Source organism: Erythrobacter sp. A6_0, from assembly GCF_017744235.1.
GTDB lineage: Bacteria > Pseudomonadota > Alphaproteobacteria > Sphingomonadales > Sphingomonadaceae > Qipengyuania.
In genome coordinates this window covers 405143-431805 of record NZ_JAGHQR010000001.1, presented here as the reverse complement: position 1 = coordinate 431805, position 26663 = coordinate 405143, and the positions used below count along the sequence as shown (strand labels likewise).

25 protein-coding genes are annotated in these 26663 nt (G+C 64.7%); 15 read left to right on the top strand and 10 right to left on the bottom strand.

The window, feature by feature from the left end; translation table 11 throughout:
- The first annotated feature begins 4 nt into the window (after positions 1-4).
- Positions 5-1723 carry a DEAD/DEAH box helicase gene (locus tag J7347_RS02245; RefSeq protein ID WP_209160662.1) on the top strand — a complete coding sequence of 573 codons (1719 nt, stop codon included), beginning with the start codon at positions 5-7 and terminating at the stop codon, positions 1721-1723.
- A gap of 8 nt (positions 1724-1731) precedes the next feature.
- On the opposite strand, the gene J7347_RS02240 is transcribed toward J7347_RS02245, so the two are convergent.
- Positions 1732-2001 (bottom strand): hypothetical protein, encoded by a 270-nt coding sequence (locus J7347_RS02240; protein ID WP_067685163.1) that lies wholly within the window; start codon positions 1999-2001, stop codon positions 1732-1734.
- A gap of 73 nt (positions 2002-2074) precedes the next feature.
- On the opposite strand from J7347_RS02240, the gene J7347_RS02235 reads away from it, so the two are divergent.
- Positions 2075-3430, top strand: coding sequence for an MATE family efflux transporter (locus J7347_RS02235; protein WP_209160661.1), 1356 nt, complete (start codon positions 2075-2077; stop codon positions 3428-3430).
- A gap of 3 nt (positions 3431-3433) precedes the next feature.
- Here J7347_RS02235 and J7347_RS02230 read toward each other — a convergent pair whose 3' ends face one another.
- Complete coding sequence (locus tag J7347_RS02230; RefSeq protein WP_209160660.1) at positions 3434-4807, bottom strand: M28 family peptidase; 1374 nt, start codon at positions 4805-4807, stop codon at positions 3434-3436.
- A gap of 120 nt (positions 4808-4927) precedes the next feature.
- On the opposite strand from J7347_RS02230, the gene ettA reads away from it, so the two are divergent.
- Both ettA and J7347_RS02220 read left to right on the top strand, forming a co-directional pair.
- Positions 4928-6601: an energy-dependent translational throttle protein EttA gene (gene ettA, locus J7347_RS02225; protein ID WP_067685071.1), complete on the top strand. Its 1674-nt coding sequence runs from the start codon at positions 4928-4930 to the stop codon at positions 6599-6601.
- A gap of 247 nt (positions 6602-6848) precedes the next feature.
- Positions 6849-7286, top strand: a complete 438-nt coding sequence (locus J7347_RS02220; RefSeq protein ID WP_209160659.1) for an FKBP-type peptidyl-prolyl cis-trans isomerase — start codon at positions 6849-6851, stop codon at positions 7284-7286.
- Between the two features lie 82 nt (positions 7287-7368).
- On the opposite strand, the gene J7347_RS02215 is transcribed toward J7347_RS02220, so the two are convergent.
- The gene (locus J7347_RS02215) at positions 7369-7938 is read right to left on the bottom strand and encodes a flavin-binding protein (RefSeq protein ID WP_209160658.1); all 570 of its coding nucleotides are present in this window, start codon (positions 7936-7938) and stop codon (positions 7369-7371) included.
- Between the two features lie 197 nt (positions 7939-8135).
- Between J7347_RS02215 and J7347_RS02210 the strand changes: the two genes are divergently transcribed.
- On the top strand, positions 8136-9143 hold the full coding sequence (locus tag J7347_RS02210) for an RcnB family protein (RefSeq protein WP_209160657.1): 1008 nt from the start codon (positions 8136-8138) through the stop codon (positions 9141-9143).
- Between the two features lie 95 nt (positions 9144-9238).
- On the opposite strand, the gene J7347_RS02205 is transcribed toward J7347_RS02210, so the two are convergent.
- The gene (locus J7347_RS02205) at positions 9239-9790 is read right to left on the bottom strand and encodes a cytochrome b (RefSeq protein WP_067685077.1); all 552 of its coding nucleotides are present in this window, start codon (positions 9788-9790) and stop codon (positions 9239-9241) included.
- Between the two features lie 107 nt (positions 9791-9897).
- Between J7347_RS02205 and J7347_RS02200 the strand changes: the two genes are divergently transcribed.
- Positions 9898-10587 (top strand): 2OG-Fe(II) oxygenase, encoded by a 690-nt coding sequence (locus J7347_RS02200; RefSeq protein WP_209160656.1) that lies wholly within the window; start codon positions 9898-9900, stop codon positions 10585-10587.
- A gap of 30 nt (positions 10588-10617) precedes the next feature.
- Here the strand turns inward: J7347_RS02200 and J7347_RS02195 are convergent, their stop codons facing one another.
- Both J7347_RS02195 and J7347_RS02190 read right to left on the bottom strand, forming a co-directional pair.
- Positions 10618-11691 (bottom strand): PAS domain-containing protein, encoded by a 1074-nt coding sequence (locus J7347_RS02195; RefSeq protein WP_209160655.1) that lies wholly within the window; start codon positions 11689-11691, stop codon positions 10618-10620.
- A 24-nt stretch (positions 11692-11715) separates the two neighbouring features.
- The gene (locus tag J7347_RS02190) at positions 11716-13347 is read right to left on the bottom strand and encodes a lysine--tRNA ligase (RefSeq protein WP_209160654.1); all 1632 of its coding nucleotides are present in this window, start codon (positions 13345-13347) and stop codon (positions 11716-11718) included.
- Between the two features lie 332 nt (positions 13348-13679).
- On the opposite strand from J7347_RS02190, the gene J7347_RS02185 reads away from it, so the two are divergent.
- Positions 13680-16415, top strand: a complete 2736-nt coding sequence (locus J7347_RS02185; protein WP_209160653.1) for an ATP-dependent DNA helicase — start codon at positions 13680-13682, stop codon at positions 16413-16415.
- A complete protein-coding gene (locus J7347_RS02180; RefSeq protein ID WP_209160652.1) occupies positions 16412-16933 on the top strand; it encodes a histidine phosphatase family protein in 522 nt (173 codons plus the stop codon). Before J7347_RS02185 ends, J7347_RS02180 begins: the two co-directional genes overlap by 4 nt.
- Here the strand turns inward: J7347_RS02180 and soxR are convergent.
- Entirely contained in the window at positions 16930-17367 is a 438-nt protein-coding gene (gene soxR / locus J7347_RS02175) for a redox-sensitive transcriptional activator SoxR (protein WP_067685087.1), read from the bottom strand. The genes J7347_RS02180 and soxR overlap by 4 nt on opposite strands.
- 138 nt (positions 17368-17505) lie before the next feature.
- Here soxR and J7347_RS02170 point away from each other — a divergent pair, with 138 nt between their 5' ends.
- Complete coding sequence (locus J7347_RS02170; protein WP_209160651.1) at positions 17506-17895, top strand: VOC family protein; 390 nt, start codon at positions 17506-17508, stop codon at positions 17893-17895.
- Here the strand turns inward: J7347_RS02170 and J7347_RS02165 are convergent.
- Positions 17886-18230 carry a metalloregulator ArsR/SmtB family transcription factor gene (locus J7347_RS02165; protein ID WP_067685092.1) on the bottom strand — a complete coding sequence of 115 codons (345 nt, stop codon included), beginning with the start codon at positions 18228-18230 and terminating at the stop codon, positions 17886-17888. The two genes, J7347_RS02170 and J7347_RS02165, sit on opposite strands and share 10 nt — an antisense overlap.
- A gap of 132 nt (positions 18231-18362) precedes the next feature.
- Between J7347_RS02165 and J7347_RS02160 the strand changes: the two genes are divergently transcribed.
- Positions 18363-19436, top strand: a complete 1074-nt coding sequence (locus J7347_RS02160; protein ID WP_209160650.1) for a succinylglutamate desuccinylase/aspartoacylase family protein — start codon at positions 18363-18365, stop codon at positions 19434-19436.
- Here the strand turns inward: J7347_RS02160 and dapA are convergent.
- Positions 19433-20314, bottom strand: a complete 882-nt coding sequence (gene dapA, locus J7347_RS02155; RefSeq protein ID WP_067680460.1) for a 4-hydroxy-tetrahydrodipicolinate synthase — start codon at positions 20312-20314, stop codon at positions 19433-19435. The two genes, J7347_RS02160 and dapA, sit on opposite strands and share 4 nt — an antisense overlap.
- A gap of 95 nt (positions 20315-20409) precedes the next feature.
- Here dapA and J7347_RS02150 point away from each other — a divergent pair, with 95 nt between their 5' ends.
- The 3 genes from J7347_RS02150 to J7347_RS02140 are packed head-to-tail and all read left to right on the top strand — an operon-like array spanning position 20410 to position 23388.
- Entirely contained in the window at positions 20410-22365 is a 1956-nt protein-coding gene (locus tag J7347_RS02150) for a lytic transglycosylase domain-containing protein (RefSeq protein ID WP_209160649.1), read from the top strand.
- Between the two features lie 20 nt (positions 22366-22385).
- Positions 22386-22901, top strand: a complete 516-nt coding sequence (locus J7347_RS02145) for a GreA/GreB family elongation factor (protein ID WP_209160648.1) — start codon at positions 22386-22388, stop codon at positions 22899-22901.
- A complete protein-coding gene (locus tag J7347_RS02140) occupies positions 22894-23388 on the top strand; it encodes a hypothetical protein (protein WP_209160647.1) in 495 nt (164 codons plus the stop codon). Before J7347_RS02145 ends, J7347_RS02140 begins: the two co-directional genes overlap by 8 nt.
- 63 nt (positions 23389-23451) lie before the next feature.
- Here the strand turns inward: J7347_RS02140 and J7347_RS02135 are convergent, their stop codons facing one another.
- Positions 23452-24117 carry a porin family protein gene (locus tag J7347_RS02135; protein WP_209160646.1) on the bottom strand — a complete coding sequence of 222 codons (666 nt, stop codon included), beginning with the start codon at positions 24115-24117 and terminating at the stop codon, positions 23452-23454.
- A 278-nt stretch (positions 24118-24395) separates the two neighbouring features.
- On the opposite strand from J7347_RS02135, the gene rlmN reads away from it, so the two are divergent.
- Both rlmN and J7347_RS02125 read left to right on the top strand, forming a co-directional pair.
- The gene (gene rlmN / locus J7347_RS02130; RefSeq protein ID WP_209160645.1) at positions 24396-25643 is read left to right on the top strand and encodes a 23S rRNA (adenine(2503)-C(2))-methyltransferase RlmN; all 1248 of its coding nucleotides are present in this window, start codon (positions 24396-24398) and stop codon (positions 25641-25643) included.
- A gap of 4 nt (positions 25644-25647) precedes the next feature.
- Positions 25648-26661, top strand: a complete 1014-nt coding sequence (locus J7347_RS02125) for a septation protein IspZ (RefSeq protein ID WP_209160644.1) — start codon at positions 25648-25650, stop codon at positions 26659-26661.
- The last annotated feature ends 2 nt before the right edge of the window (positions 26662-26663 follow it).

Below are 26663 nucleotides of genomic sequence, written 5' to 3'. Positions count from 1 at the left end.
CCCCATGCCGTTTCCCGAATCCCCCGCCCCGCTCGCCCAGGCTCTCACTGCCCGCGGTTACGATACGCCCACTTCTGTCCAGCAGGCCGTGCTGGAGCCCGAAGCGCATGGCCGCGACCTCGTCGTCTCCGCGCAGACCGGTTCGGGCAAGACGGTCGCCTTCGGGCTCGCTTTCGCCGATCAGGTGCTCGGCGATGATGGCCAGCTCCTGTCGCGCGGCGCGCCCTCGGCCCTCGTGATTGCGCCGACGCGCGAGCTGGCGCTACAGGTCAGCAAGGAACTGCACTGGCTGTACGAAAAGACCGGCGCGCGGATCGCGTCCTGCGTCGGCGGTATGAACCCGCAGGCCGAACGCCGCGCGCTGAAGGCGGGCGCCACCATCGTGGTCGGCACGCCCGGCCGCCTGCGCGATCATATCGAACGCGGCGCGCTCGACCTGTCCGGCCTTGCAGTCGTGGTGCTCGACGAAGCGGACGAGATGCTCGACATGGGCTTTCGCGAAGAGCTCGAATACATCCTCGAAGCGACGCCCGATGGCCGACGCGTGCTGATGTTCTCGGCCACCATGCCGCGGCCGATCGAAGCGCTAGCCCGCCGCTATCAGCGCGATGCGCTGCGCATCGCTACCGGGGGCAAGGATCGCGGACATGGCGATATTGCCTATCAGGCCGTCGCCATTCCCCCGTCCGCGACCGAGAACGCGGTGGTCAACCTGCTGCGCTTCCACGAGGCGGAAACGGCGATCCTGTTCTGCGCCACGCGCGAACGCGTGCGGCAATTGCACAGCGCGCTTCAGGATCGCGGCTTCGGCGTGGTCGCTCTTTCCGGCGAACATTCCCAGTCGGAGCGCAATCAGGCGCTCCAGACGCTTCGTGACGGACGCGCGCGGGTCTGCGTCGCCACCGATGTCGCGGCGCGCGGTATCGATTTGCCCACGCTCACGCTCGTCATCCATGTCGATCTGCCGCGCGATGCGGAAACCCTGCAGCACCGCTCGGGCCGCACCGGGCGCGCGGGTCGCAAGGGGACGGCGGTGATGGTGGTGCCGTTCAACCAGCGCCGCCGCACCGAAAGCATGCTGCGCCATGCGGGTATCGAAACCGCGTGGATCGACGTGCCCGACCGCAAGGCCGTGCTCGCGCAGGATCGCTCGCGCATGCTCGAATCCCTGATGCAGCCGATCGATAACGACACGGTGGACGGGGCCGACCGCGAACTCGCCGATACGCTGCTGGCCGAACGCAGCCCGCAGGACATCGCGCTGATGCTGGTGCAGGCCCATCGCGCGAAGATGCCGCAGCCCGAAGAGTTTTCCGCGCAGACGATCGATGCCCATCGCGCCGCGCAGAAGGAAAGGCATCGCGCCGGGTTCGAGGATACGGTCTGGTTCCGGCTCGACGTGGGCCGCCGCCGCAATGCCGATCCGCGCTGGATCCTGCCTATCCTGTGCAAGCGCGGCGGTATCACTCGTAACGAGATCGGCGCGATCCGCATCGCGCAGAACGAAACGCATTTCCAGATCCCCCGCGCCGTCGCCGACAGCTTCGCGAAGACTGCGGCCCAGACTGCCGGGCAGGATGAAAAGGGCGGCGAATTTACGATCGAGCGCGCGCCGGAGGGACCGCGCGTCCAGGCGCGAGAGAATGGCCGCAAGAAGCGGCATAAGGATTTTCACGCCAAGCCGTCCAACCGGCACGACGCTAAGCGCAAGCGCAAAGCATAAGAGGGCGGTCAATCCTCCGGAACGGTGCTCGCCTGTGCCATCAAGTCCATAAGGTTGCGCGCGGCCTCCCGATCCTCTTCGTGCTCGAACGCAACGTCGAGATCGGGGGCCGCATCGAACATGTGCAGTAGCGTCCAAAGCGCGAAGCGCCGCCCGCGATCCTTTTCCAATCCGAAATCGACTCGCATTCGCTCGACTCCGGCGCGGGTGGCATCTGGTTCGATCGCGGCGAGGTCGCGCGTTCCGAAATAGTTCTGCATGAGGTCGGCTAGGTCCATCATCATGCGCTAGCCGACCGGGGCGACGATGCAAGCGCTTGCCCCAAGCCGTCGCGCCCCGCATGCAACCGCGATGCAGTCCCGTTCCAGTCCCATCGCATCCCGCATAGATAGCCGCGCCATCTGGGCGATCGCCCTGCCCGCAATGGTCACGAACGTCGCCACCGCGCTCATCGGCGTGGGCGATATGTGGATCGTGGGCCGATTGGGCGACGCGCCGACGCAAGGTGCGGTCGATATCGGCGCGCGGCTGTTTGCCACGCTGTTCGTCGTCATGAACTTCCTCAAGACCGGCACGACCGGCCTCGTTGCACAGGCCGGGACGCGCGGCGCGGGCAGTGCCGGCGGCGAGGCGCAGGCCGCCTTGTTGCTGCGGGGACTGGCAGTCGGGACTGGCATCGCGCTGGTTCTGCTGATCGCGAAACCGATCCTGCTTCCCTGGCTGCTCGATGTCCTGGGCGCAGAAGGCAGGGTGCTGGAAGCCGCACGAATCTACGCCGATATCCGCTATTGGAGCGCGCCCGCCGTGATGGCGAATTTCGCCTTGGTCGGCTTTCTCGTCGGACAGCGGCGGATGCGCGCGGTGCTTGTTTTCGAGGTCGCTTACAATCTCCTCAACCTCGCGCTCGGCCTGTGGCTGGCGCTCGGCCTCGACTGGGGCATTGCGGGGATCGGCTGGTCGAGCTTCGTGGCCGAATACGCCAAGCTGCTGGCAGTCTCTCTGTTTGTCATGCGCGGGGAGACGGTGCGCGCGATACGGGCCGCCGCCCGGAACGCCGCGATCCTCTCGCCTGCGAAATTGCGCCCCTTCCTTTCGGTCAATCGCGACCTGTTCCTGCGCACGGTGGTGCTGATGATCGCGCTCGCCGCGCTCACCCGGCTCAGCGCCGAGCGCGGCCCGGTGGTGCTGGCGGCAAACGGGATTTTCCACCAGCTCTTCTTGCTGATGGCGCTGCTGCTGGACGGGTTCGAGAATGCCGCACAGGTCCTGAACGGAGAGCGGCGCGGGGCCGACGACCGGGCAGGCTTCACCGGCTATATGCGCGCGATCCTATGGCGCGGCTTCGCGCTCGCTGCGGGAGTATCGATCGCTCTGGCGCTGTTTGCCGGGCCGCTGATCGACACCTTCGCCGCAACGCCCGCCGTGGCCGAAACCGGGCGGTCCTATGCGCTTTGGCTCACGATCATGCCGTTTGCAGGCGTCGCGGCCTTCGTGTTCGACGGCGTATTCGTCGGGGCGAGCTGGACGCGCGCCCTGCTCGTTTCCATGATCGGCGCAGCGGCGGTCTATGCGGCGTCGCTATGGCTGACGTGGCCGCTGGGCAACGACGGGCTGTGGCTGTCCTTCGTCCTGTTCCTGGCGCTCAGAGCGGTGTTCCAGATGATGCTGGTGCCCCGCCTGTTGCGCCAGGAATTCGGAAGCGATTGAACCTCAGCGCGGCAGGATCGCGCCCGGCTCGTTCGCCAGAATGCCGACCACCTGCGTCCATACCGCCACGTTCTGGCGCAGCTGGACCGGGTCGATCTTGTCCAGCGTGTCGTCGGGCGTGTGATGCAGGTCGAAATAGCGTGTGCCGTCCTGCTGCAGATCGATGATCGCGGTCTTCTGGTCGCGGGCGATGTCGATATCCGCGCCGCCGGTAGCCACCAGCGCGCCATTGGCAACGCCGAAGCGCGCAACCGCGCTGGCGATCCGGGCGTGCAGCGTCGGATTGGCTTCGCGGAAATTGCTTTCGAACCGCCAGATGCGGTCCGCGCCGAAATCGCTTTCCAGCCCGACCGCGATCGGCTCGTCGATATGGGCTGCGCTATAGGCTTTCGAGCCCCACAGGCCGGTTTCCTCCGCTCCCGCCATCAGCACGCGAATGGTGCGCAGCGGCTGCGCGCCCGAAGCCGCATGCTTCGCCGCTGCCGCGACAATACCGCACCCCGCCGCATCGTCGAATGCGCCGGGGCTGTTCCACCAGCTGTCGAGATGACAGGCGACGAGGACAGGCGGCAGTGACGGATCGCGTCCGACGATCTCGCCGACGACATTGCCGCTGGTCGTCATGCCCAGATTGCGCGGCGTCAATGTCAATTTCATGCGAATGGGCGTGCCCTGCGCCCGATCGAACATGCGCTCCAGATTGGCAGCGTCCGGCAGGCTTAGTGCGCCCGCTGGCGTCGGTGCGACTCCGTCGGGAAAGCTGGTGCCACCGGTATGCGGATTGCGGTGATAATCGGTCCCCACAGCCTTGATCACCGTCGCGATCGCGCCCTTGCTCGCCGCGATCCCGGCGCCGACCCAGCGAGCGGGGCCTGCGAAGCCGTATTGCGAGCCGTCCTGCGTCGGCGTCATCGCGTGGCTGATATAGGCGATCTTGCCTGCAAGGCTGCCATCGGGCGCGGCGCGCAGGGCGTCGACATTCTCGAATTCGACCACTTCGGCCTCTATTCCCTCAGGCCCGGTGGAGGCGCTGTTGCCGAGCGGCTGGATCACCAGCGGCTGGGGGAAAGGGCTCAGAATCTCGGCCTTATGGGTATCGCCCGGGATCCAGGTCTCCATTCGGAAAGGTTCGTCCGCGACGTTCGTGAAGCCATTGCGCGTCAACCACGCCATCGCCCAATCGCGTCCGCGCTTTTCGGCTTCGGTCCCCGCCTGACGTGGGCCGACCTCGGTGGTGACGCCTTCCACGAAGTCCCAGGCATAGCGGTCCTCAGTCAGCGCGGCATCGGCAGCCGAGGCGACAGGATCGCTTTGCGCCATAACGGGCGCGGCGACGGTGGACAGGAGGGCGGCGGCGAGGATGGATGGTCTGATCATGTGCGCTGAGCTATCGTTCTCGCCCCGCCCTGCCAAGCGTCAAACTTGCCCCCTCCCCCGCCAGCCCCTATCTGGCGCGCATATTTTTCCCGAATCTCAAGATCTGAAGGAACGCCGCCCGTGTCCGCCCAATACGCCTATGTCATGAAGAACATGACCAAGACCTTCCCCGGTGCCCAGAAGCCGGTGCTGTCGAACATCAATCTGCAATTCTACCAGGGCGCCAAGATCGGCATCGTCGGCCCCAATGGCGCGGGTAAATCGACGCTGATCAAGATCATGGCCGGGATCGACAAGGATTACACCGGCGAAGCCTGGGCAGGCGAGAACATCACCGTCGGCTATCTGGAGCAGGAGCCGGAGCTCGACGAGAGCAAAACCGTGCTCGAAAACGTCAAGGACGGCGCGCGCGACACCGCCGACATGGTCGAACGCTTCAACCAGATCGGCATGGAAATGGGCGAGGAAGACGCCGATTTCGACGCGCTCAGCACCGAGATGTCCGACCTTCAGGACAAGATCGACGCGGTCGATGGCTGGACGCTCGACAACCAGCTCGAAGTTGCGATGGAAGCGCTGCGCTGCCCTCCGGGCGACTGGCCGGTCACCGATCTTTCGGGCGGTGAGAAGCGCCGCGTGGCGCTCACCCGCCTGCTGATCCAGAAGCCGTCGATCCTGCTGCTGGACGAGCCGACCAACCACCTCGATGCCGAAAGCGTCCAGTGGCTGGAAAACCACCTCAAGGAATATGCCGGCGCGGTGCTGATGATCACCCACGACCGCTACTTCCTCGACAATGTGGTGGGCTGGATCCTCGAACTCGATCGCGGATCGTACTACCCCTACGAAGGCAATTATTCGACCTATCTGGAAAAGAAGGCCAAGCGCCTCGAACAGGAAAGCCGCGAGGAATCGGGCCGTTCAAAGGCGCTCAGCCGCGAACTCGAATGGATCCGGCAGACGCCCAGCGCGCGCCAGACCAAGTCCAAGGCGCGTATCCGCAAGTTCGAAGAGCTTCAGGACAGCCAGAACGATCGCAAGCCCGGCAAGGCGCAGATCGTCATCCAGGTGCCCGAGCGCCTGGGCGGCAAGGTGATCGAGGCGAACAACATCTCCAAGGCCTATGGCGACAAACTGTTGTTCGAAAACCTCTCCTTCATGCTGCCGCCGGGCGGCATCGTCGGCGTGATCGGGCCGAACGGCGCAGGTAAATCGACGCTGTTCAAGATCCTGACTGGCAAGGAAGAGCCCGATAGCGGCACGGTCGAAATCGGTTCGACCGTCCATCTCGGCTATGTCGACCAGAGCCGAGATCATCTCAATCCGTCGAACAATGTCTGGGAGGAAATTTCGGACGGGCTCGATTACATGAAAGTCAACGGCCACGACACCAGCACCCGCGCCTATGTCGGGGCGTTCAACTTCAAGGGCCAGGACCAGCAGAAGAACGTCGGCAAGCTGTCCGGCGGCGAACGCAACCGCGTCCACATGGCCAAGATGCTGAAGGAAGGCGGCAACGTCCTGCTGCTGGACGAGCCGACCAACGATCTCGATGTCGAAACCTTGGGCGCTCTCGAAGAAGCGATCGAGAACTTCGCTGGCTGCGCCGTGGTCATTTCGCACGACCGCTTCTTCCTCGATCGCCTGGCGACCCACATCCTCGCCTTCGAAGGCGATAGCCATGTGGAATGGTTCGAAGGCAATTTCGAAGCCTACGAAGAAGACAAGCGCCGCCGCCTCGGCGATGCGGCGGATCGGCCTACGCGACTGGCTTACAAGAAGCTGACGCGCTGAATTGAAGAGGGCGGACGGTTTGTCCGCCCTTTTTCTTTGCAAGCCTGCGATTTGCGGCATCGCTGGCTTCGTTGCGATTACGCCGTCGTCACCTATCTCCAATTTGCCATCGCGCTACTTCGTTTGACACATCGCGGTATGGTTCCCACATTGGAGAGGACGCGCTCGATACGCGGGCGCATTTCCCGACGGCGCGCTTGGGCTCGCTCCCGCAGCGTCGCGAACACGAAATCCCAAAAGGATATTCATGACCACTCCCACAAACGGCGACACCGTGACCATCGATTACGTCCTCAAGCGGGGCGACGGCCAGGAGGTCGGCAACACCGCGCAGAGCGGGCCGCAGGACGTGCAACTTGGCGCCGGTCAGATCTTTCCGCAGATCGAAGCTGCGCTTACCAGCATGACGGTGGGCGACGAGGAAAGCGTCTCGATCCCCTGCGACAATGCCTTCGGCGAGCGTCAGGAAGCGCTGGTCGTCGATATTCCGCGCGAAAACCTGCCGCCCGAGCCTGCGCCCCAGCCGGGCATGGCCTTGCAGGCGCAGCAGCAGGATGGCTCGCCGATCACGCTCTATGTCGTCGAAGTCGGTGACACGACGGTCAAGGCCGACGGCAACCACCCGCTCGCGGGCGAGGATCTGACCTTCGACATCACTCTGCGCGACATCAAGCAGGCCGCGTGATGCACGAGCGGCGGGCGATCGGATAGACGATCGCCCGCCGCATCGATTTTCAAGGCCGCGTGACGCGGTCGGGAAGCCAGCGCTACGGCGCCACCCATCGGCCTTCGCCGCGCAGGAATTGCGCGCGCACATGGCCGTCATTCGACAGATAAAACCAGTCCGCTTCCTCGACCGTCAGGAGCAGAACGGCGAAATTCGCGCGCGCAGGTTCGAGTTCTTCATCGCTAGGCTCGACGCCTTCGAATTGTGCGGGCAATCCACTGGTCGGTTCATCCGAAACGGCACCCGGACCCGCCCCCAGATAGCAGCGACGGGCGAAATTGGTCGCCTCCTCCCATGCCGTGTCCGCAGTCGGGCCGTAATGCTCGATCCGCCCGATCCCGCGACACCGGATCTGGACCTTCGCGTCTTTATCGTAGAACAGCGCACCCACCGGCGCCCCTTCGCCGATCGCCGCCACTTTCGGCGCGCGCGCATCGGTGTTGAAGCGCAAAATCCAGTTTTCCTCGTCAAACGCGCGCAGGACCATGATGCGCGCATCAGCATCCGCAGTGGCGATAGCGGGGAGATGGAAGGCCGAGCGACGATCGGACGCGCCCTCCTTCAACCGCTTGGCAATATCCTTGCGAACGTCATCGAGAGTGTCGAACATGGTCCCGGTGAGACAGCGTCGCGGCGCTGCTGTCAATCGCGAGATCGTTCAGGCAAGAGCACTCCAACATGAACAAAGCACCGCCCGAGCGGTTCAGTTTCGCGTCATGGCCCAAGCTCTATTCCTGCGGTATCGCTTAGGCGTTCAATCGAGCCGCAATGGTGGGGCGGCTTTCCAAGGGGAAGGACGATAGCTCCATGACGAACAATTTCTTGAAAGGCAGCGCATTGGGCGCCCTGGCAGCGGCGCTGGGATTGACGGCGCTGCCCGCTGCGGCTGCACCCACCGTCGATTTCGACGCGCCGATGACCGCCATCGATGTCGGCACGGGGAACGATGATGCGAAGCTGGCGCAGGATCGTGACCAACACCAGCGCTCACGCGGTGAGCGTGGCGAGCGTCGGCAAGTGTTTCGCCAGCAGCGCCCTTCCGCGCCCGATGCGGCGGTAGCGCCTCCACGAGCGCAGCGTGCGCAGGAAACGCGGCGTGCCGAACGGACCGAGCGTGCGCAAAGGTCGGAGCGGCGCGACGCCAATAGCGGCAATGTCTTCCGCCGTGCGAACGAGGCTCTGCGCGAACAGGCACAGGCCGACAGGGACCGCCGCGAGGCGCGTCGGGAACGTCGCGAGGACTGGCGCGAAGATCGGCGCGAACGCCGGGAAGATGCGCGCGAACGGCGGCAGGACCGCCGGGAGGATTGGCGCGAACGCCGTGCCGACCGCCGCGAGACCTGGCGCGACAATCGCCGCGATGCCTATCGCGATCAGCGCAATTACCGCGACCAGCGCGACCAGCGGAACTGGCGTCAAGACCGCTATCGCGACCAGCGCCAGGCCTATCGCGGCGGCCATTACGGTCGTTATTACGATGGACGTCGTTGGAACGATTATCGCGTCTGGAACCGCTCCGACTGGCGGCGCAATCAGCGCTATGACTGGCACCGCTATCGCGCGGCCAATCGCAGCCTGTTCAATATCGGGCGGTATTATTCGCCCTATCGCAATCACCGATACAATCGGCTTTCGATCGGCATCACGCTCGGGAGCGGGTTCTATTCGAACCGCTACACCATCAACGATCCGTGGCGCTATCGCCTGCCCGAAGTCTACGGCCCATATCGCTGGGTACGCTATTACGACGACGTGCTGCTGGTCGATATCTACAGCGGTGAAGTGGTCGACGCGATCTACGACTTCTTCTGGTAAATCGGTTTGCTTTGTCCGGCGGCTTTGAGAGTGGTCCGCCGGACATCTGGCCCCCGCAGCGCAAATTGCGTTCGCGGGGGCTTTTTATGTCAGCGTCAGACCTTGCCGAAGGGCAGCATCCGGAAGATGCCGCCATTCTTATCGAAGAAGGTGTGCTTCAACGCGCCCAGAATATGCAGGCCGATCAGATAGATGAAAATCGATCCGCCGGTTGCATGGGCCGAGAAGATCGCGCTGCCCAAGGATTTGTTCTCGCCCAGCGGGAGCGGCGGAATCGTGAACAGGCCGAACATGTCGATGCTGCGTCCGGTCAGCGAGTTGGCGATCCATGCCCCCAAGGGGAGAGCGATCAGCAGGACGTAGAAAACAACGTGCACCGTGCGTGCAAGAACCTTTTCCCATTTTGCGAGATCCGACGGCAAGGGCGGCACGGGGTGCGTCCAGCGCCATATCAACCGACCGAGCGTAAGCACCAGAATGAGAATGCCAAGCGCCTTGTGATTGGCAAAGATAGCGCCCTTCGCCGCCCCTTCGGCGTGGTGCGCCGCTTCGGCGATCCGCCAGTTCACGATGACCGCCACTGCAATCGTCCAGTGGAAAATCATGGCGCCCACGGAATAGCGGCGGGCGTTTCGAGTGTCGGACATACCTATCTCCCAAAGGCCCAGCGGGCCGATCGTCGTGGGATACCGCGTTTCGCCATTGCTTCAAGCGGCTCCTTGCAGCAGGCCCGTGGTTTGCTAAACCGGCACGCATGGCTTCCAGCGCGACTTACGACACTGCCGCCCTCCCCAATCCCGATCGCGCTGCACTGAAGCGCGTGGGTGCCGCAGTTCGGGCACGCCTGGCGAAGGACAGCGGGCTTTACAAATTCCCCACCGAGGAAGCGGAAATCTTCGCGCTCGGCGGGTTCCTGTCCCCTTCGGAATGCGAACGCCTGATTGCGATGATCGATGCGATCGCCAAGCCGAGCCAGCTGCACGACCAGGATTATGCCAAGGGCTTTCGCACATCCTATTCAGGCGATCTCGATCCGGCCCACGCCTTCGTCAAAAGCGTCTCGCGCCGGATAGACGACCTGTTGGGGATCGATCCGCGGTTCGGGGAATCGATCCAGGGCCAGCGGTATCTGCCGGGCCAGGAATTCAAACCGCACAATGACTGGTTCTATACCGACCAGCCCTATTGGAAATTCGAAAGCGAACGCGGCGGGCAGCGCAGCTGGACCGCCATGGCGTTTCTCAACAAGGTGGAAGAAGGCGGACACACTTATTTTTCCGAGATAGGCTCCGCAATCGAACCGGAGCCGGGCGTCCTGCTGATCTGGAACAACGCCCTACCCGACGGAACGCCCAACGAAGCGACGCTGCACGCCGGAACACCGGTGCTCAAGGGCGAGAAATACGTGCTGACGAAATGGTATCGTACCCGCGAATGGACCTGACCGCCCAGCCCCGATAGCCGGCGCGCACGGTCAGTCCGTGCTTTTGCGCGGCACCCGGAGCGTGGCGCGCAGGCCGCCTGGCTCCAGGCTGCTGTCGACCGATCCACCGATCCCGCCCAGCACACCTTTCATCAGCCGGGTTCCGGTACCCTGGCTGATCGCGTCGCGGCCCCCTTCGGCCATGCCGATATCTTCTCCCAACCGCTCGATCCAGTGGATCACGACCATATCGTCCTCGATTTCCCAGTCGATGTGGACACGGCCGTCGCCGCGCGACAAGGCGCCGTATTTGAGCGCATTGGTCGCCAGTTCGTGCAGGCTGAGACCCATTGGGGTGACGTGCTTGCGCGGTAATTCAATCGTCTCGCCCGCGATGTCGATCCGGTCGGCATTGGAGCTGCGATAAGGCTTCATGATCGCTTCGACGAGCGTGCGAAGATCGGAGCTGTCGGTTTCGAGCCCGCCGCCCGATAGCGAGACACGGTGCGCCGCCGCCAGCGCTTCGACGCGGCGCTGGATCTTTTCCGACAGCTCTTCGACCTCCTCGGCCCCGCGCGCGGACAGGCGCACGATCGCGGTCAGCACCGCGAAGAGGTTGTCGGTGCGATGCCGCAATTCGTCCGCCACGCGGTCGCTCTCGACGATGGTCTCGCGCGCGGCCAGCAATTCGGAAATGTCCCATTGCGACCCGAAGAAATATTCGAGTTCGCCGTCCGCATTGTAGATCGGGCCGATATGCACGGCGTTCCAGAAAGCGGTGCCGTCCTTGCGATAATTCAGAATGTCGACGACCGTATAGACCTGCCGGTCCACCGCTTCCCTCAACCGGGCGATCGAGGATTGCTGGGTCTTCTCGCCCTGCAGGAACCGGCAATTGCGTCCGATGATCTCGTCGATAGGGTAGCCGGTCAGTTCGACGAAGGCTTCGTTGCAATAGACGATCGGGCAATCGGGCTGATGGGGATCGGAAATGCATTGCGCCATCCGCGTCTGCGCGGTGGTCTGGAGGAACAATTGGTCGGCACCCAGGCGCAAAGAGGCCAGACGCGAGGGATGCCCCGCATCGTTGCGTTGCCGTTTTATCGAATTGCTACCATCCGCCAAATTGCGAATCCCTTCCGCCCGCGCTCAATCCTCGAGCGCATCCTTTATCAAAGCACGCGTGTTGTCGATCCCGTAAAGCGCGACGAAGCTTCCCATACGCGGGCCTTGGTCACTGCCCAATAACGTTTGATATAATGCCTTGAACCAGTCGCGTAGGGATTCGAAGCCGAGGCTCTCGTCCTTGCCGATTTCATAGATCGCGGTCTGGATGTCTTCGGCCGAAGTTCCGTCTGCCATCGCAGCCAGCTCTTCGTCCAGGCGGCGAAGGGCAGAGGCCTCGTTCGCCTCGGGCTTGCGGCGCTGGAGCGACGGGGCGACGAAATCGCGGTTATAAGCGAGCGCCTTGTCCACCAGCGCATCGAGATCGGGATGGGCCGCAGGGTCGGGATCGGCGATGTAATTGCCGAGATAGGACCACACCTGATCCCGATCCGCCTGCGCGCCGAGCACGCCGACGAGATTCAGCAACAGCGCGAACGTAACCGGCAGGCTGTCCCCCGCGCCGGGCGCTTCGCTGCCTTCGAACCCGCCATTCGCGCGCGCCAGATGCCAGACCGGATTGCCGAGCTGCTTGTCCAGATCCTGCTCCGCCAATCGCTCGCGGAACTGCCAGTAATCGTCCACTGCGCGCGGGATGACGCCGCCGTGCAATTGCTTGGCGCTCTTAGGATTGGGGAAGATGTAAAAGCCGAGCGATTCCTCGCTGCCATATTCGAGCCATTGCTCGATCGTCAGCCCGTTGCCCTTGGACTTGGAGATCTTCTCTCCCTTCTCGTCCAGGAAAAGCTCGTAGATCAGCCCGTCCGGCTTCCTGCCGCCGAGGACCTGCGCGATCTTGCCCGACTGGACGCCGGTATCGGTCAGATCCTTGCCGTACATCTCGTAATCGACGCCCAGCGCCACCCAGCGCATGGCGAAATCGACCTTCCACTGGAGCTTGGCCATGCCGCCCAGCGCGGATTGTTCGACTTCCGTCCCATCCTCGTCGGTGAAGCGGATCGTTCCGGCTTCGGCATCGATCACCTGCACCGGCACTTGCAGCACCCGGCCCGTGTTCGGGCTGATCGGCATGATCGGCGAATAGGTCGCCGCGCGCTCTGCCCGCAAGGTCGGCAGCATGATGTCGAGGATCGCCTGATCCTTCGCGAGCACCGTCTTCAACGCCTCGTCGAACGCACCGGAATTGTAACGGTCCGACGAAGCGACGAATTCGTAATCGAAGCCGAACCGGTCGAGGAATTCGCGCAGCATCGCATTGTTGTGCGCGGCAAAACTTTCATGCGCGGTATCGAAGGGATTGGGCACGCGGCTGAGCGGCAGGTGTAGATTGTCCTCCAGCAATTGCCGGTTGGGCACATTGTCCGGCACCTTGCGCAGGCCGTCCATATCGTCCGAAAAGGCGACGAGGCGCGTCTTGCCGTCTTCCGGCTTCGCCCCGATCAGCGCTTCGAATGCGCGGCGCACCAGCGTGGTGCGCAGCACTTCCTGAAACGTCCCGATATGCGGCAGGCCGCTGGGGCCGTATCCGGTTTCGAAAAGGACCGGCGATCCGTCCGGCTTCGTGCCATCGGGATAGCGCTTCAAAAGCCGTTGCGCTTCCTGAAAGGGCCAAGCCTTGGAGGAACGAGCGGCGGACATCAAATCGGTCATGGTCATAAGCGGGGCTTTCGCGGATGGACTGCGGTGTTGCAAGTGCGAAGCGCGCCGATCGGGGGCGGCACGTTGACACGCTTGGCGGTTGTAGGGCGAAGCAAACGCTTCGTTTTTCTCTTAACATTCAGCGGCCTGCCATCCGCACCTGCCAAACCGCTGTGGCCTTCGGATTTCGAAAGGTCACGCCGCGCCGCAACCACGCTCGCGGGACGTAAAGCACGGGGCATTGCGCGGTGGCGGTTCACTCCCCCGGATCTGGCAAATTCCGCGCCTGTAGGAAACCGGTTTCGCGCGCCTCTGTTTACTTTTCGTTCCCGGCTTGGAATAGCGCTCCGGTGAGCGAGCCCCTGCCCCTCCCCGCGATCCATGCCAGCCACGCAGGCACGTGGTTGCGCGATTCCAACGGCAGCACGCGCGGCTGCTCCAAGGGCGAGGCGGTGATGGCCGCCGCCGACACGCCGCTGCTGCTGCTGAACGCCCCGTTGGTGGCCAATCGCCTCGGCTATCCCGACCTGTCGGGCCTCGATCTTCTGGAGCTGTTCGCCTTCGTGCGCCCGGCCCGTTTCTGTGTGCCCACGCCGAAGGGGCTGGCCGAAGCGCTCGACCTCGCCGTGCCGGACAGCGACGATGAAGTGCCGCTGCTGCTGCAACGCGCCGCGGCGCGGATGATGGAGATCTGCGAAAGCACCGACTGGGCCGAGCGTGACGTAGCATGGTCGACCCTGCAATCGCTGGCGCGCCTGCGCTGGCCCTGGGCGCAGGTGCTGGCTCCACACGTCAGAAAGCCCGAGCGCGCGGAAAAATGGCTGTTCTCGCGCCTGCCCGAATGGGAAGAAGCGCCCGAGCGCGCACAGCCGCAACAGGTCGCGCTCGACGAGCTGGCGGTCGAAGGCCATCTGGAACGCCTGACCGGCGAAGGCGCGGAAAAGCGCGAGGGCCAACGCCTGTTCGCGCGCGGCGCGGGCAGCGTGTTCGCCCCGCGCGCGCAGGACAAGCGGCCGCATGTCCTGCTGGCACAGGCAGGCACCGGGATCGGCAAGACGCTGGGCTATCTCGCCCCCGCCTCCCTCTGGGCGGAACGGTCCGGCGGCACGGTCTGGGTATCGACCTATACCAAGAATCTGCAGCGCCAGTTGCGGCGCGAAAGCACCCGCGCTTGGCCCGAACGGCGCGCCGACGGATCGCGCCCGGTCGTGGTCCGCAAGGGGCGCGAGAATTATCTCTGCCTGCTCAATCTGGAAGACGCGCTGCAAGGCGGCTTTTCCGGCCGCCCCGCCATTCTGGCGCAGCTGGTCGCCCGCTGGGCCGCCTATTCGCAGGATGGCGACATGATCGGCGGCGACCTGCCCGGCTGGCTCGGCACCCTGTTCCGCAAGCGCGGGATCGCGGCGCTGACCGACCAGCGCGGCGAATGCGTCTATGCCGGGTGCCCGCATTACCGCAAATGCTTCATCGAACGCAGCGCACGGGCAAGCGCGCAGGCCGATCTCGTCATCGCCAATCACGCGCTGGTCATGGTCAACGCCGCGCGCGGGCGCGATCATGCGCAGCGCCCCACCCGCATCGTCTTCGACGAGGGGCATCATGTTTTCGATGCCGCCGATTCGACCTTTTCCGCCGCGCTGACCGGGCAGGAGACGATAGAGCTGAGGCGCTGGATCGTCGGCCCCGAACGCGGCAATCGCGGACGGCGGCGGGGCCTCGCTGCGCGCCTCGCCGATATTGCGAGCTATGACGAGGCCGGCGGCGAAGCAATCAAGGCTGCCGTCGCGGCAGCGCAGGATCTGCCTTCCGACGGCTGGCTCGCCCGGCTGGCGGATGGCACGCCGATGGGGCCGCTCGAAGCCCTGCTCGCCCAGGTTCGCGCCACCACCTATGCCCGCGACGAGAGCGGGCAGGAAGCGGGCTACGGGATCGAGACCGAGACCGCCTCGCTTCCCGGCGAACTGGTCGAGGCGGCGGGCACGGCGGCGCAGGCGCTTGCTGCCATCCGTACCCCGCTGATGAAACTGGCCGGGCGATTGGAAGCGGTGATGGCCGACGCGCCCGACTGGCTCGACGGACAAGGCCGTGCGCGCATCGAAGGGGCGCGCCATTCGCTCGCCTGGCGGATCGATCTGCTGGCCGCGTGGGAAGCGCTGCTGTCGCGTCTCGGCGGCCCGGCGGACGCGGATTTTGTCGACTGGCTGGCGGTCGATCGCAACGATGCGCGCGAATTCGATATCGGCCTGCACCGGCACTGGGTCGATCCGATGAAGCCCTTCGCCCACACCGTTCTGGAGCCTGCGCATGGCGTGATGCTAACCAGTGCCACGCTGACCGATCGGGGCGAGGAAGGGCCGGACTGGCCGCACGCGGTCGCGCGCAGCGGTGCCACCCATCTCGAAATCGCGCCGCGCACCAGCCAGTCGGACAGTCCGTTCGATTATGCGAACCGTGCCGAAGTGCTGATCGTGACCGACATCAGGCGCGGCGATATCGCGGGCCTTGCGGGCGCCTATGCGCGGCTGATCGAAGCGTCGGATGGCGGCGTGCTGGGCCTGTTCACGGCGATCCGGCGGATGCGGGCGGTGCATGGGCGCATCGCGGACCGGTTGGCGCGCGCGGGCCTGCCGCTCTATGCCCAGCATGTCGATCCGATCGATACCGGCACGCTGACCGATATTTTCCGCGACGATCCGCGCGCCAGCCTGCTGGGCACGGACGCGCTGCGCGATGGAGTGGACGTGCCGGGGCGCAGCTTGCGCTGCGTCGTCATGGAAAGCGTGCCCTGGCCGCGCCCGACCATTCTCCACCGCGCCCGCCGCGCCGCCGCGGCGGATGAACCGGGCGGCGCGAAGGGGCATGACGATCGCATCATCCGCGCCCGGCTTGCCCAGGCTTTCGGGCGGCTGATCCGCACGCGCGAGGATGCGGGCCACTTCGTCGTCCTCTCCTCCGCCTTCCCCTCGCGCTTCCTCTCCGCCTTCCCCGACGGCACGCCCGTCATCCGCCTGACGCTTGCGGAAGCTTTACAGCGCGTCGCCCACGGTGTTCATGCCGTCACGGGTAGCGAAACGGAGAGCGCGTGAAGATTCTCGGCCTGATGCGGCATGCGAAATCGGACTGGAACGATGGCGACACGCGCGATTTCGATCGCGGGTTGAACGCGCGCGGTCGCAAGGGCGCGCGGCTGATGGGCGATCATATTCGCAATCACGGGATCAAGTGGGACACGCTCATCGCCAGCCCCGCCCAGCGGGTCAAGACCACGCTGGAAGAGGCTTTGCCCGATCGGGAGCCCAATTGGGACCGCCGCCTGTATCTGGCCGGGACCGACACGATAATGGACGTGCTGCACGAAGCGACCGGCAAGGCCGTGCTGATCGCAGCCCACAATCCCGGCCTTGGCGACATGGTCCTTGAACTGGTCGCGCCGGCGCACGAAAACGCGCTGTTCGACGAGGCGAAGGTCAAATTCCCGACCGCGAGTTACGCCGTGTTCGAACTGGATATCGACGATTGGGCGGAGCTTGGGCCGGAATGCGGCAAGCTGGTCCACTTCGCGCGGCCCCGCGATCTCGACCCCGAACTGGGGCCGGAGAGCTAGCGCAGGATCCGGGGCCCCGCCCCGCTTTCGCCCGCCACGTCCTGCGGATTGTAGATCTGGCAGGTCTTGAGGCTCAGGCAGCCGCAGCCGATACACCCGTCGAGATTGTCGCGCATCGCCTGCAATTGCGCGATGCGCTCGTCCAGCCCGCCACGGATCGCTTCGCTGATCTTCCACCAGTCGAAACTGCTGGGTGTGCGGCCCTTGGGCAGCGCGCGCAGATGCTCGCCGATCTCTTCGAGCGAGAGGCCGAGCTTCTGGACGATCAGGATGAAGCTCAAGCGCCTGATATCGCTGCGCAAAAAGCGGCGTTGATTGCCGCCGGTGCGCATCGGTTCGATCAGCCCCTTGTCCTCGTAAAAACGGATCGCCGAGACGCTGAGCCCCGTGCGGCGGGCGAGTTCGCCTATGGTGAGTGTATCGTTCGGTCCCATCGATCACAGTCATAGCGACGTTGCAGCTTGACCTCAAGAGAACTTGAGGTTGCATCAATGCGGGCACCGGACCTGCCGCAAGGGAAGCTTGCCTCACTGTCGAAGCGGGCGCACGCGGCGGTTCGGATGGAGATTTCCATGCCCGATCAAGCCCCTGTTTCGGCCCGGCTCGAACACGTCAATATCTCGTCGCGCGACCCGGACCGGCTCGCCGATCTGATCGCCCGGATCACCGGATGGACCCGCCGATGGGAAGGCCCGGCCATGGCTGGCGGGCGCACCATCCGTCTCGGCGATGCGCAGGCCTATCTCGCCATCTATACCAATCCGGGCGTCGCCGCCGGGTTCGGCAAGGGAGCGCCGATGAACCACATCGGCATCGCGGTCAGCGATCTCGATGCGGCGGAAAAACTGGTGAAGGAGGCCGGTCTTCGTCCCTTCAATAAAGGCCAGTACGATCCAGGTCCGCGCAGCTTCTATTTCCTCGACTGGGACGGGATCGAATTCGAGGTGGTCAGCTATGAATGAGCCGCAGCTTCGCGAGCCGATGTTCTCCCACCCTGCCCGTAGGCGCCCTGAAACCCCGCCATCGAACCGAGCGGCACATCTTCGAACCGGCCCAGCCACCGGCGCGCCATCTTCGCCAGCGGGATCGGGTTGAGATAATGCCGCTTGCAGCGCCCGTCGCGCTCGGAAGCGACCAGTTCGGCCGCTTCCAGCACGGCGAGGTGCTTGGCTACCGCCTGGCGCGTCATCGGCAGGTCCTCAGAAAGGTCCGACAAAGTCATCCCGCCCCGCTCGCTCAAGCGATCGAGCAGCAGCCGCCGCGTGGGGTCGGACAGGGCGGAAAACGTGTCGGTCATGCGCGGCAGGCTATTGCGTGCCCGGCGAGTCGCGCAAGCTGATGGTCGACGTGCAGGCCGATTTGTCCACGATCGGGATTCCCGGCGCTTTTTCGCTTGCGCGCGACGGCCCCGGTGCCCCTAGAACGCTGCATGAGTTCCGACGACACGCCCGCCCCCTTCGCCATCCACGATCGCAGCATCGCACCGGGCACGGCGGAAATCCTCACGATTCCCGTCAGCCAGCAGGTCACCGGCCTCGATTCCTCGCTCGCTCTCAAAGTGCTGCACGGGGCGAAGCGCGGGCCTTGTGTCTTCGTGAGCGCGGGCATCCATGGCGACGAGATCGTGGGTGCCGCCATCGTCCAGCGCCTGCTCGACCACCTGATGCCGGAAACCCTGTCGGGCACGGTAATTCTGGCGCCCGCCGTCAATATCTACGGCTTCGCCGCGCACAGCCGCTATCTGCCCGACCGGCGCGATCTCAACCGCAGCTTTCCGGGGAACGAAGGCGGCAGCCTCGCCGCGCAGCTTGCGCATTGTTTCCTCACCAATGTGATCGAACGCTGCACGCTCGGCATCGATATGCACACCGCTGCGGTCCATCGTTACAATCTGCCGCAGATCCGGATCGCATCGGGCAGTCCCTATCTCGTCGAACTGGCGATGGCCTTCGGCGCGCCGATCATCGTCGAAAGCCCGTTGCGGCCCGGCTCGATGCGGGCGCTCGCCGCCGAGCGCGAAGTGCCCATGCTCCTCCTCGAAGCGGGCGAGGCGCTACGCTTCGATCGCTATTCGATCGGTGTCGGCGCCGCGGGCGTGCTGCGCGTGCTCGCCCATATCGGCATGATCACGGCGAGCGACGGGCTGGAGAATGTCGCAGTCCCGATGCGCGCCAATCGCTCCACCTGGGTACGCGCACCGCGCGGCGGCGTGTCGCGCCGGGTACGCAAATCGGGCGATATCGTGCGGCAGGGCAATCTGCTGGCCGTGGTCGGCGGCTTGTTCGGCGAGGACGGGATCGAACTCGTCAGCCCGATCGATGGCGTGATCATCGGCCACGCGACGCTGCCCGTGGTCAATCAGGGCGATGCGCTGTTCCACATCGCCGAAATCGACTCGCTCGACCATGTCGGCGAAAACGCGCACTCCATCGTCGAGGCGATGGCCGTCAGCGATCCACCCTTCGCACCCGCGCCGATCCTCGACGAGGACGAATTGCTCTAGATCAGCCCTGCAATCTCCAGCGCCTCGTCCACCGCCTTGCGGCTGGCCTCGCTCGCGCGGCACAGCGGCAGGCGGACTTCGTCGGAGAACCAGTCGTGCACGCGGCTCAATGCGTATTTCGCCGGCGCGGGGCTGGCGTCGGAAAACATCGCGTAATGCAGCGGGAACAGGCGGTCGTTCAGTTCGCGCGCCTTGGCCAGCTCGTTCGCGGCGATCGCCTCGTGGAATTCGGCGCACAGCGCAGGCGCGACATTGGCCGTCACCGAGATACAGCCCGATCCGCCCGCCGCCGCATGGGGCAGCCACAATTCGTCATTGCCCGATAGCTGGCAGAAATCCTTCGACAGGCCCATGCGATGATCGGCCACGCGCGACAGGTCGCCGCTCGCATCCTTGATCGCCACGATCCGGTCGGGGAACATGCGGACCAGCTCCACCACCGTCTCGTCCTCGATATCGGTCACGGTGCGTCCGGGCACATTGTAGAGCACGATCGGCAGATCGCTGTGTTCGGCGAGATAGCTGAAATGCGCGATCAGCCCGGCCTGGCTGGGGCGGTTGTAATAGGGGGCCACGCACAGGCCCGCCGCCGCCCCGGCCTTCCTCGCGAACTGCATGTGGAGCAGCGCGTTCTTGGTATCGTTACTGCCGCAGCCCGCGATCACCGGCACGCGGCCCGCCGCCTGTTCGATGCAGACTTCGATCACCCGGTGATGCTCCGCATTCGACAGCGTCGATGCCTCGCCCGTGGTGCCGCAGGGGACGAGGCCCTTGCTGCCATTCTCGATCTGCCAGTCGATCAGCTTGCGATAAGCGACCTCATCGAACGTCCCGTCGCGAAAAGGAGTCGCCAGAGCGGGAATCGAACCTGTGAACATTTACCCGTATCCTGCGTTAGGGGCATGACAATGCGAGCGAATTCGCCGCATCGACGCGATTTCATTCAGCGCCTGATAATGAGCGGGGGGACACTATGTCCAGCATGGTACTCAAAACAGTTTTCAAGACCGCAATTCTCGCCGGCACCGCTCTGGCAGCCCCTTCGATCGCAACCGCGCAGGACGGATCGAGCTGGGATCGCGCGCGCAGCAATCTCGTCGCCGAACAGCCGGGCCGGATGGCGCCCGCGATCGAGCGATGGGAATATCTGATCGGTCAAGACGGGTTGCCGTTTTCGACCTATGCCAATTTCATCACGACCTATGAGGGATTTCCCCAACAGGACCGGTTGCAGCGCCGCGCGGAAGCCGCGCTCGATCGCGATCCAGTGTCGCCGGAAGAGCTTGTGGCCTTTTTCGACCGCAATCCGCCGATCACCAACAGTGCGAAGGCTCGCTATGCCCTGGCGCTGGGGACGCAGAATCGGCCCGAAGCCTATGACGTGGCACGCGCGGCATGGCGTGGCGGCACGATGAGCGGCACGTCGGAGGCCTATATCCAGGGTCTTTACGGTACGCGCTTCTCCGCCGAGGATCAGGATGCGCGCATGGACGCGCTGCTGTGGCAGGGCGACAGCGAAGGTGCCGCGCGCCAGACGGTCCGCGTCTCGCCGCAAAATCGCGGCCTCGCGATGGCGCGCCTGTCGCTGCTGCAGGGCTCGATGCCGGACACCTCCGCCCTCGCCCCGAATATCGCGCGCAGCGATCCGGGCTATGTCTACAATCTCGTGCGCCACTATCGCACTTCGCGCCAGCTTCCGCAGGCCGTGGCCCTGCTGACCAGCCGTCCGAGCTTCGAGGAACCCGCGTTCGATTCCGAAGCGATGATCGGCGAAATGCTGAGCGTCGCGCGCGGTGCCAGCTCGGGCCAGGCGGCGGAGATCGCCGGATCGGTCGACGATCTGTTCGCGCCGGGCTTCGATGTCAGCACGGGTAGCTATCGCCTGCGCGACGATTACACGTCGCTGATGTGGCTCGGCGGCACGTCCGCGCTGTGGGATCTGGGCGACGGACGCCGCGCCGCGCCGCTCTTCTACCGTTACGGCGCCGCCGCACAGACGCCGCAGACGCGGTCCAAGGGGTTCTACTGGGCCGGTCTCGCCGCGAAGCGCGCCGGAATGGCGGACGAGGCGAACCGCTATTACGAAATGGCGGCGGAATATCCGGACCGGTTTTACGGCCAGCTCGCGCTAAAGGAACTGGGCCGCCCCGTGCCGAAGCTCGCCGCCGACAATCTGACCGTGCCCAGCCCGGAAGCGCGCCAGGCCTTCGCCTCGCGCCCGATCGTCGCGGCGGTGCGCGAAGTGGCGCGCGATGCGCCGTGGCGCACCGGCATCCAGTTCTATCGCGAGCTCGCTCAATCGGCGGACACGCTGGAAGAACACCAGATGGTCGCCGACCTCGCTCGCGAGATCGGTCGCCGCGATCTGGCCGTGAACGTCGCCGAAGCCGCCGGGGCCGACGGGCACGACGAATTCGTGACGCAGGGCTTCCCGGTCCTGCCGCTGCCGCCGGGCGCTGAATTCACGCTGGTGCACGCCATTGCGCGACAGGAAAGCCAGTTCGCCCAGAACGCGATCAGCCATGCGGGTGCGCGTGGCCTGATGCAGCTGATGCCGCCCACTGCGCGCGAAGAAGCGCAGAAGGCCGGCATGACCTACATGACATCCTCGCTGATCGACGATGCGAGTTACAACATCCGCCTCGGCTCGAACCACATCACCCGGCTCGTCAGCTATTACGACGGCAGCTATCCGCTGGCCTTCGCGGCCTACAATGCGGGGCCCGGCAATGTGAACAAGTGGCTGCGCGCGAACGGCGATCCGCGCACCGGATCGATCAGCTGGGTCGAATGGATCGAGAAGATCCCGTTCTTCGAAACCAAGAACTACGTCCAGCGCGTGATCGAAAACGCCGCCGTCTACGAACAGCTCTATCCCGAGCGGACGGCCTATGGCCGCGCACGCTCGGCAGGTGACTTCCTGCGCTGATATCGGATAGGAGGCGGGCAATGCCTGCCTCCTCTTCGCCATCGAACCCGGGCGCTCCCCCGCGCAAGACCAATCCGATCAGCCCGGCGGGTTATGCCGCGCTGAAGGCGCGCTACGATCACCTGCTCGGCACCGAACGCCCCGCCATCGCGGAGATCGTGAACTGGGCCGCGGGCAATGGCGATCGCAGCGAGAACGGGGACTATCTCTACGGTCGCAAGCGCATGCGCGAAATCGATCGCGAGCTGGGCCATCTTGCGCGTCGGATGAAGGCGGCGCGCGTCATCGAACCGCACGAACAGGTCGATCGCTCGCGCGCATTCTTCGGCGCGACGGTCACGCTGGCCGACGAGGATGACGAACGCCGCACCGTGACGCTGGTGGGCGATGACGAGCAGGATGCGGGGACCGGCAGGATCGGATGGACCAGCCCTCTGGCGCGCGCCTTGCGCGGTGCGGCGATCGGCGATCTGCGCACCGTTCGCCTGCCGGGCGGCGCCAAGGAATGGGAAGTGATGGAGATCGCTTATGATTAGGCTGGCGGTTCTTTTCCTGCTGGCGGTCGCCGCGCCGCTCCAGGCCAAGCAGAGCCTCGGCGTTTTCGGCGATTGGGGCGCATTTCGCGACGCGCTTCGCTCTGAGGGCGGCCCGCGCTGCTATGCCATCGCCATGCCCGCCCCGAGCCGCCTGCAGCGCGATCACGAACCCTATGCCACGATCGCCAGCTGGCCGCGCCGCAATATCCGGGGCCAGGTCCATCTGCGCCTGTCGCGCACTATCCGCGCCAACGCCGCCATCACCCTGATCGTCGGCGGCAAGAGATTCGCGCTGAGCGGAAGCGGGGCGGACGCCTGGGCGCAGGATCGCGGCGGGGATGCCGCCATCGTCGCCGCCATGCGTTCCGCGGGCAGTATGACGGTCTCTTCCACCGATACGAGCGGGCGGCGTTTTTCGAACACCTACACGCTCGACGGCGCATCTTCTGCCATGGACGCCGCCACCATCGCCTGCGCCCGGCGCTAGACACGAAAAGGCCGGAGGCGCACGATGCGCCCCCGGCCCGTTTTTTCGTCGATCAGGCTGCGATCAGAAACGCAGACCGTAACCCACCATCACCTGGTGACGGTCGAGGTCGATCTCGCCCAGATCCTGGTCGGGCGTGTCGCCTTCGAAGTCCAGCTCGGCATCGCTGTAGTTCGAATAGCGGTATTCGATCTTGGCGAAGCTGTTGCCGCTCAGCGCGTATTCCGCACCGGCGCCGATCCGGAAGCCGTCGGTGTCGATCTTGGCGCGATATTCGTCACCGTCGAACGAGCTTTCGATGTTGTAGCGAGCGTTGGTGTAGCCGCCCTTACCGTAGATCAGGAGATCCGGCGCCGCGAGGAAACCGGCACGCGCACCGACATAGATGTCGCGGCCCGTCTCGACGTTACCGAGGCCGAAGCCTTCGAAATCGCCATCGGTGAATTCGGTCTTCGCGGTGGAATCGCTCAGTTCAGCTTCGACACCGAGGACCACGCCGCCGGCATTGAAATCGTAACCGGCGCCGATGCCGTAATTGAAGCCGTCGATCGACTGATCGTCATCTTCGTTCACGTCGTTATCCGCATCGCTGCCCGCTGTGCTGACGTCGTAACCGGCGAGGCCTTCGACGCGGAAGCCGGTGAAGGGATCGTCGGCGCTCTGCGCCATGGCGGGGGCTGCAACCGCAAAGGTGGATGCGGCGGCGAGGAGGACAGTAATCTTCTTCATTGGTATTCTCCGTTATTCGCACGACCCTCGGCATCGGTTGTCATCCGGTGCGTCGCGTCGGGCACGGTAGGGAAACGGCGGTCGGAGCCGTGTGGTTTCATTAACGTCACACAACATGAAAGTGTTGCAGATTTGAAACATTCTTGCGGCCAGATTAACGGTGTCCGACCCGTCGCGTCGCCCCGCCAGCGCTAGTCGCCGACTTACCGAGCCACCTTGCACCCCTCGCCTGCCGCCGCTTTCAAATTGGTCCGGACATCGCTATATGCGCGGTTCCCATGGCCGATACGAACCTCATGAGCATCCCCGGGCAAGTGGACCCGGTTCCCGTCGCACGCGACATCACCCCGCGTGCCGATGGCCGCACCGATCTGCTCGGCCTGCCGCGCGAGCGGATCCGCGACCTGTTCGCCGAAGCCGGGCTCGACGCGAAACAGGCGAAGCTGCGCGCCAAGCAGGTGTTCCACTGGCTCTATCTCCGCGGCGTCACCGATTTCGACGCGATGACCGATATCGCCAAGACGATGCGCCCCTGGCTCGCGGAACGCTTCGTGATCGGGCGGCCCGACGTGGTCGAGGCGCAGCATTCCACCGACGGCACGCGCAAATGGCTGCTCAAGACCGATGACGGCCACGAATTCGAAATGGTCTTCATCCCCGATGCGGATCGCGGAACGCTGTGCGTTTCCAGCCAAGTCGGCTGCACGCTCAATTGCCGCTTCTGTCATACGGGCACGATGCGCCTGGTCCGCAATCTGACGCCGGGCGAAATCGTCGGCCAGGTCATGCTGGCGCGCGATGCGCTGGGCGAATGGCCCAAGGGAGCGATGGACGATCTGGGCGAGGAGAGCGAGAGCGCCTACACGTCGGACGGACGCCTACTCACCAATATCGTGATGATGGGCATGGGCGAGCCGCTCTATAATTTCGACAATGTCCGCGATGCGCTGCGGATCGTGATGGATGGCGACGGGCTTGCCCTGTCGAAGCGCCGGATCACTCTGTCGACCAGCGGCGTGGTGCCGATGATGGCGCGCTGCGGCGAGGAAATCGGCGTCAATCTGGCCGTATCGCTCCACGCGGTCACCAAGGATGTCCGCGACGAGATCGTGCCGATCAACAAGAAATACGGTATCGAGGAATTGCTGCAGGCCTGCGCCGATTATCCCGGTGCGTCGAATGCGCGGCGCATCACGTTCGAATACGTAATGCTGAAGGACAAGAATGACAGCGACGAGGATGCACGCGAGCTCGTCCGCCTGCTGCGCCAGTACGACCTGCCCGCCAAGGTGAACCTGATCCCCTTCAATCCCTGGGGCGGCGCGCCTTACGAATGTTCGACCCCGGAACGGATCAAGCGGTTTTCGAACATCGTCTTCGAAGGCGGCATCAGCGCACCCGTCCGCACCCCGCGCGGCCGCGACATCGATGCTGCCTGCGGCCAGCTGAAGACCACCGCGGAAAAGAAAAGCCGCGCGCAACGTGATCGCGAGGCGGCGGAAAAAGCGCAGACCGTCGAGGCTTGATCGCATGACCGATAAGGGGGGCGGGCTGACGATGTGGCGCTATCGCCGTCGCTTCAAGCTCGCTGGCCAGTCCGGCCGCGTCACCCTTCGCTCGCGCACGGACGGGCTATTCAGCACGCTCGAACTGGAAGGGCGACCGATCGCCGAGGACTGGACCCCCGCGATTGGGCCCGGCGCGATAAGAAATCACCTGCTGGAAACCACGCTGCCCGATGGATCGGCGCTGGCGGTCGAAGCGGGCTATATCAGCTCGCTCAATATGGGAATCGCGGTTCGCCAGGACGGCCGCCTGGTCCATGAAAGCCACCCCGGACGTGCCATCGCCTATCCGGAAAAATATCGCGAACAGATGGCCGCCTTTACAGACGGGTCGATGCGCGATGCGTTCAAACAAAACGCGACAGGCGGCGCGCATTCCGACATCGATTTCGGCGCGTTCAAACGAAATCGCATCCCGCTCGCCGTCGATATCATCCTGGGACTGCTCTTCTTCGTCATTGCCAAATACACCGACCTGACGACCGCCGCCATCATCGGGGCGGGTCTCGGTCTGGTGCTGCTCGTCGCACAGAGGATCACGAAGATCGACCTGCTCGGCGGGCTGGCGCTGTTCGGGATCGCATTGATGCTTGCATCGGCAGGTCTTGCCCTGCTGTTCCAGTCGGACGACGCGGTGAAATACCGCACCACAGTGATCGGCCTGATCAGTGCCGGCCTGTTCCTGGCGGACGGATTGCGCGGCGGAAACGGTCTGGCGATCCGGCTGAGGAACTATCTCCCCTATCGCGGTATCGATGCCGGGCGGCTGGGGATCGGCATGGGACTGATGGGCGCGGTCATGGCCGCCCTCAATCTCCTCGTCGCCCTCTACACCTCGACCGATGTCTGGCTGTTCTACAGCACTTTCGCCGATTTCGTGGTGTCGATGGGCCTGATCCTGCTGGTCTTTCAGTATGCGCAAGGCAAAATCTGGCGCGATGCCTATCCGCCATACCGGCAGCCGGAACCGGCGGAGTGACG

What these genes read in the sequence shown, in the direction of transcription:
- J7347_RS02245 (WP_209160662.1), top strand. Translation starts at nt 5, where the DNA reads ATGCCGTTTCCCGAATCCCCCGCCCCGCTCGCCCAGGCTCTCACTGCC.
- J7347_RS02240 (WP_067685163.1), bottom strand. Translation starts at nt 2,001, where the DNA reads ATGGACCTAGCCGACCTCATGCAGAACTATTTCGGAACGCGCGACCTC.
- J7347_RS02235 (WP_209160661.1), top strand. Translation starts at nt 2,075, where the DNA reads ATGCAGTCCCGTTCCAGTCCCATCGCATCCCGCATAGATAGCCGCGCC.
- J7347_RS02230 (WP_209160660.1), bottom strand. Translation starts at nt 4,807, where the DNA reads ATGATCAGACCATCCATCCTCGCCGCCGCCCTCCTGTCCACCGTCGCC.
- J7347_RS02220 (WP_209160659.1), top strand. Translation starts at nt 6,849, where the DNA reads ATGACCACTCCCACAAACGGCGACACCGTGACCATCGATTACGTCCTC.
- J7347_RS02215 (WP_209160658.1), bottom strand. Translation starts at nt 7,938, where the DNA reads ATGTTCGACACTCTCGATGACGTTCGCAAGGATATTGCCAAGCGGTTG.
- J7347_RS02210 (WP_209160657.1), top strand. Translation starts at nt 8,136, where the DNA reads ATGACGAACAATTTCTTGAAAGGCAGCGCATTGGGCGCCCTGGCAGCG.
- J7347_RS02205 (WP_067685077.1), bottom strand. Translation starts at nt 9,790, where the DNA reads ATGTCCGACACTCGAAACGCCCGCCGCTATTCCGTGGGCGCCATGATT.
- J7347_RS02200 (WP_209160656.1), top strand. Translation starts at nt 9,898, where the DNA reads ATGGCTTCCAGCGCGACTTACGACACTGCCGCCCTCCCCAATCCCGAT.
- J7347_RS02190 (WP_209160654.1), bottom strand. Translation starts at nt 13,347, where the DNA reads ATGACCATGACCGATTTGATGTCCGCCGCTCGTTCCTCCAAGGCTTGG.
- soxR (WP_067685087.1), bottom strand. Translation starts at nt 17,367, where the DNA reads ATGGGACCGAACGATACACTCACCATAGGCGAACTCGCCCGCCGCACG.
- J7347_RS02170 (WP_209160651.1), top strand. Translation starts at nt 17,506, where the DNA reads ATGCCCGATCAAGCCCCTGTTTCGGCCCGGCTCGAACACGTCAATATC.
- J7347_RS02165 (WP_067685092.1), bottom strand. Translation starts at nt 18,230, where the DNA reads ATGACCGACACGTTTTCCGCCCTGTCCGACCCCACGCGGCGGCTGCTG.
- J7347_RS02160 (WP_209160650.1), top strand. Translation starts at nt 18,363, where the DNA reads ATGAGTTCCGACGACACGCCCGCCCCCTTCGCCATCCACGATCGCAGC.
- dapA (WP_067680460.1), bottom strand. Translation starts at nt 20,314, where the DNA reads ATGTTCACAGGTTCGATTCCCGCTCTGGCGACTCCTTTTCGCGACGGG.
- J7347_RS02150 (WP_209160649.1), top strand. Translation starts at nt 20,410, where the DNA reads ATGTCCAGCATGGTACTCAAAACAGTTTTCAAGACCGCAATTCTCGCC.
- J7347_RS02145 (WP_209160648.1), top strand. Translation starts at nt 22,386, where the DNA reads ATGCCTGCCTCCTCTTCGCCATCGAACCCGGGCGCTCCCCCGCGCAAG.
- J7347_RS02140 (WP_209160647.1), top strand. Translation starts at nt 22,894, where the DNA reads ATGATTAGGCTGGCGGTTCTTTTCCTGCTGGCGGTCGCCGCGCCGCTC.
- J7347_RS02135 (WP_209160646.1), bottom strand. Translation starts at nt 24,117, where the DNA reads ATGAAGAAGATTACTGTCCTCCTCGCCGCCGCATCCACCTTTGCGGTT.
- rlmN (WP_209160645.1), top strand. Translation starts at nt 24,396, where the DNA reads ATGGCCGATACGAACCTCATGAGCATCCCCGGGCAAGTGGACCCGGTT.
- J7347_RS02125 (WP_209160644.1), top strand. Translation starts at nt 25,648, where the DNA reads ATGACCGATAAGGGGGGCGGGCTGACGATGTGGCGCTATCGCCGTCGC.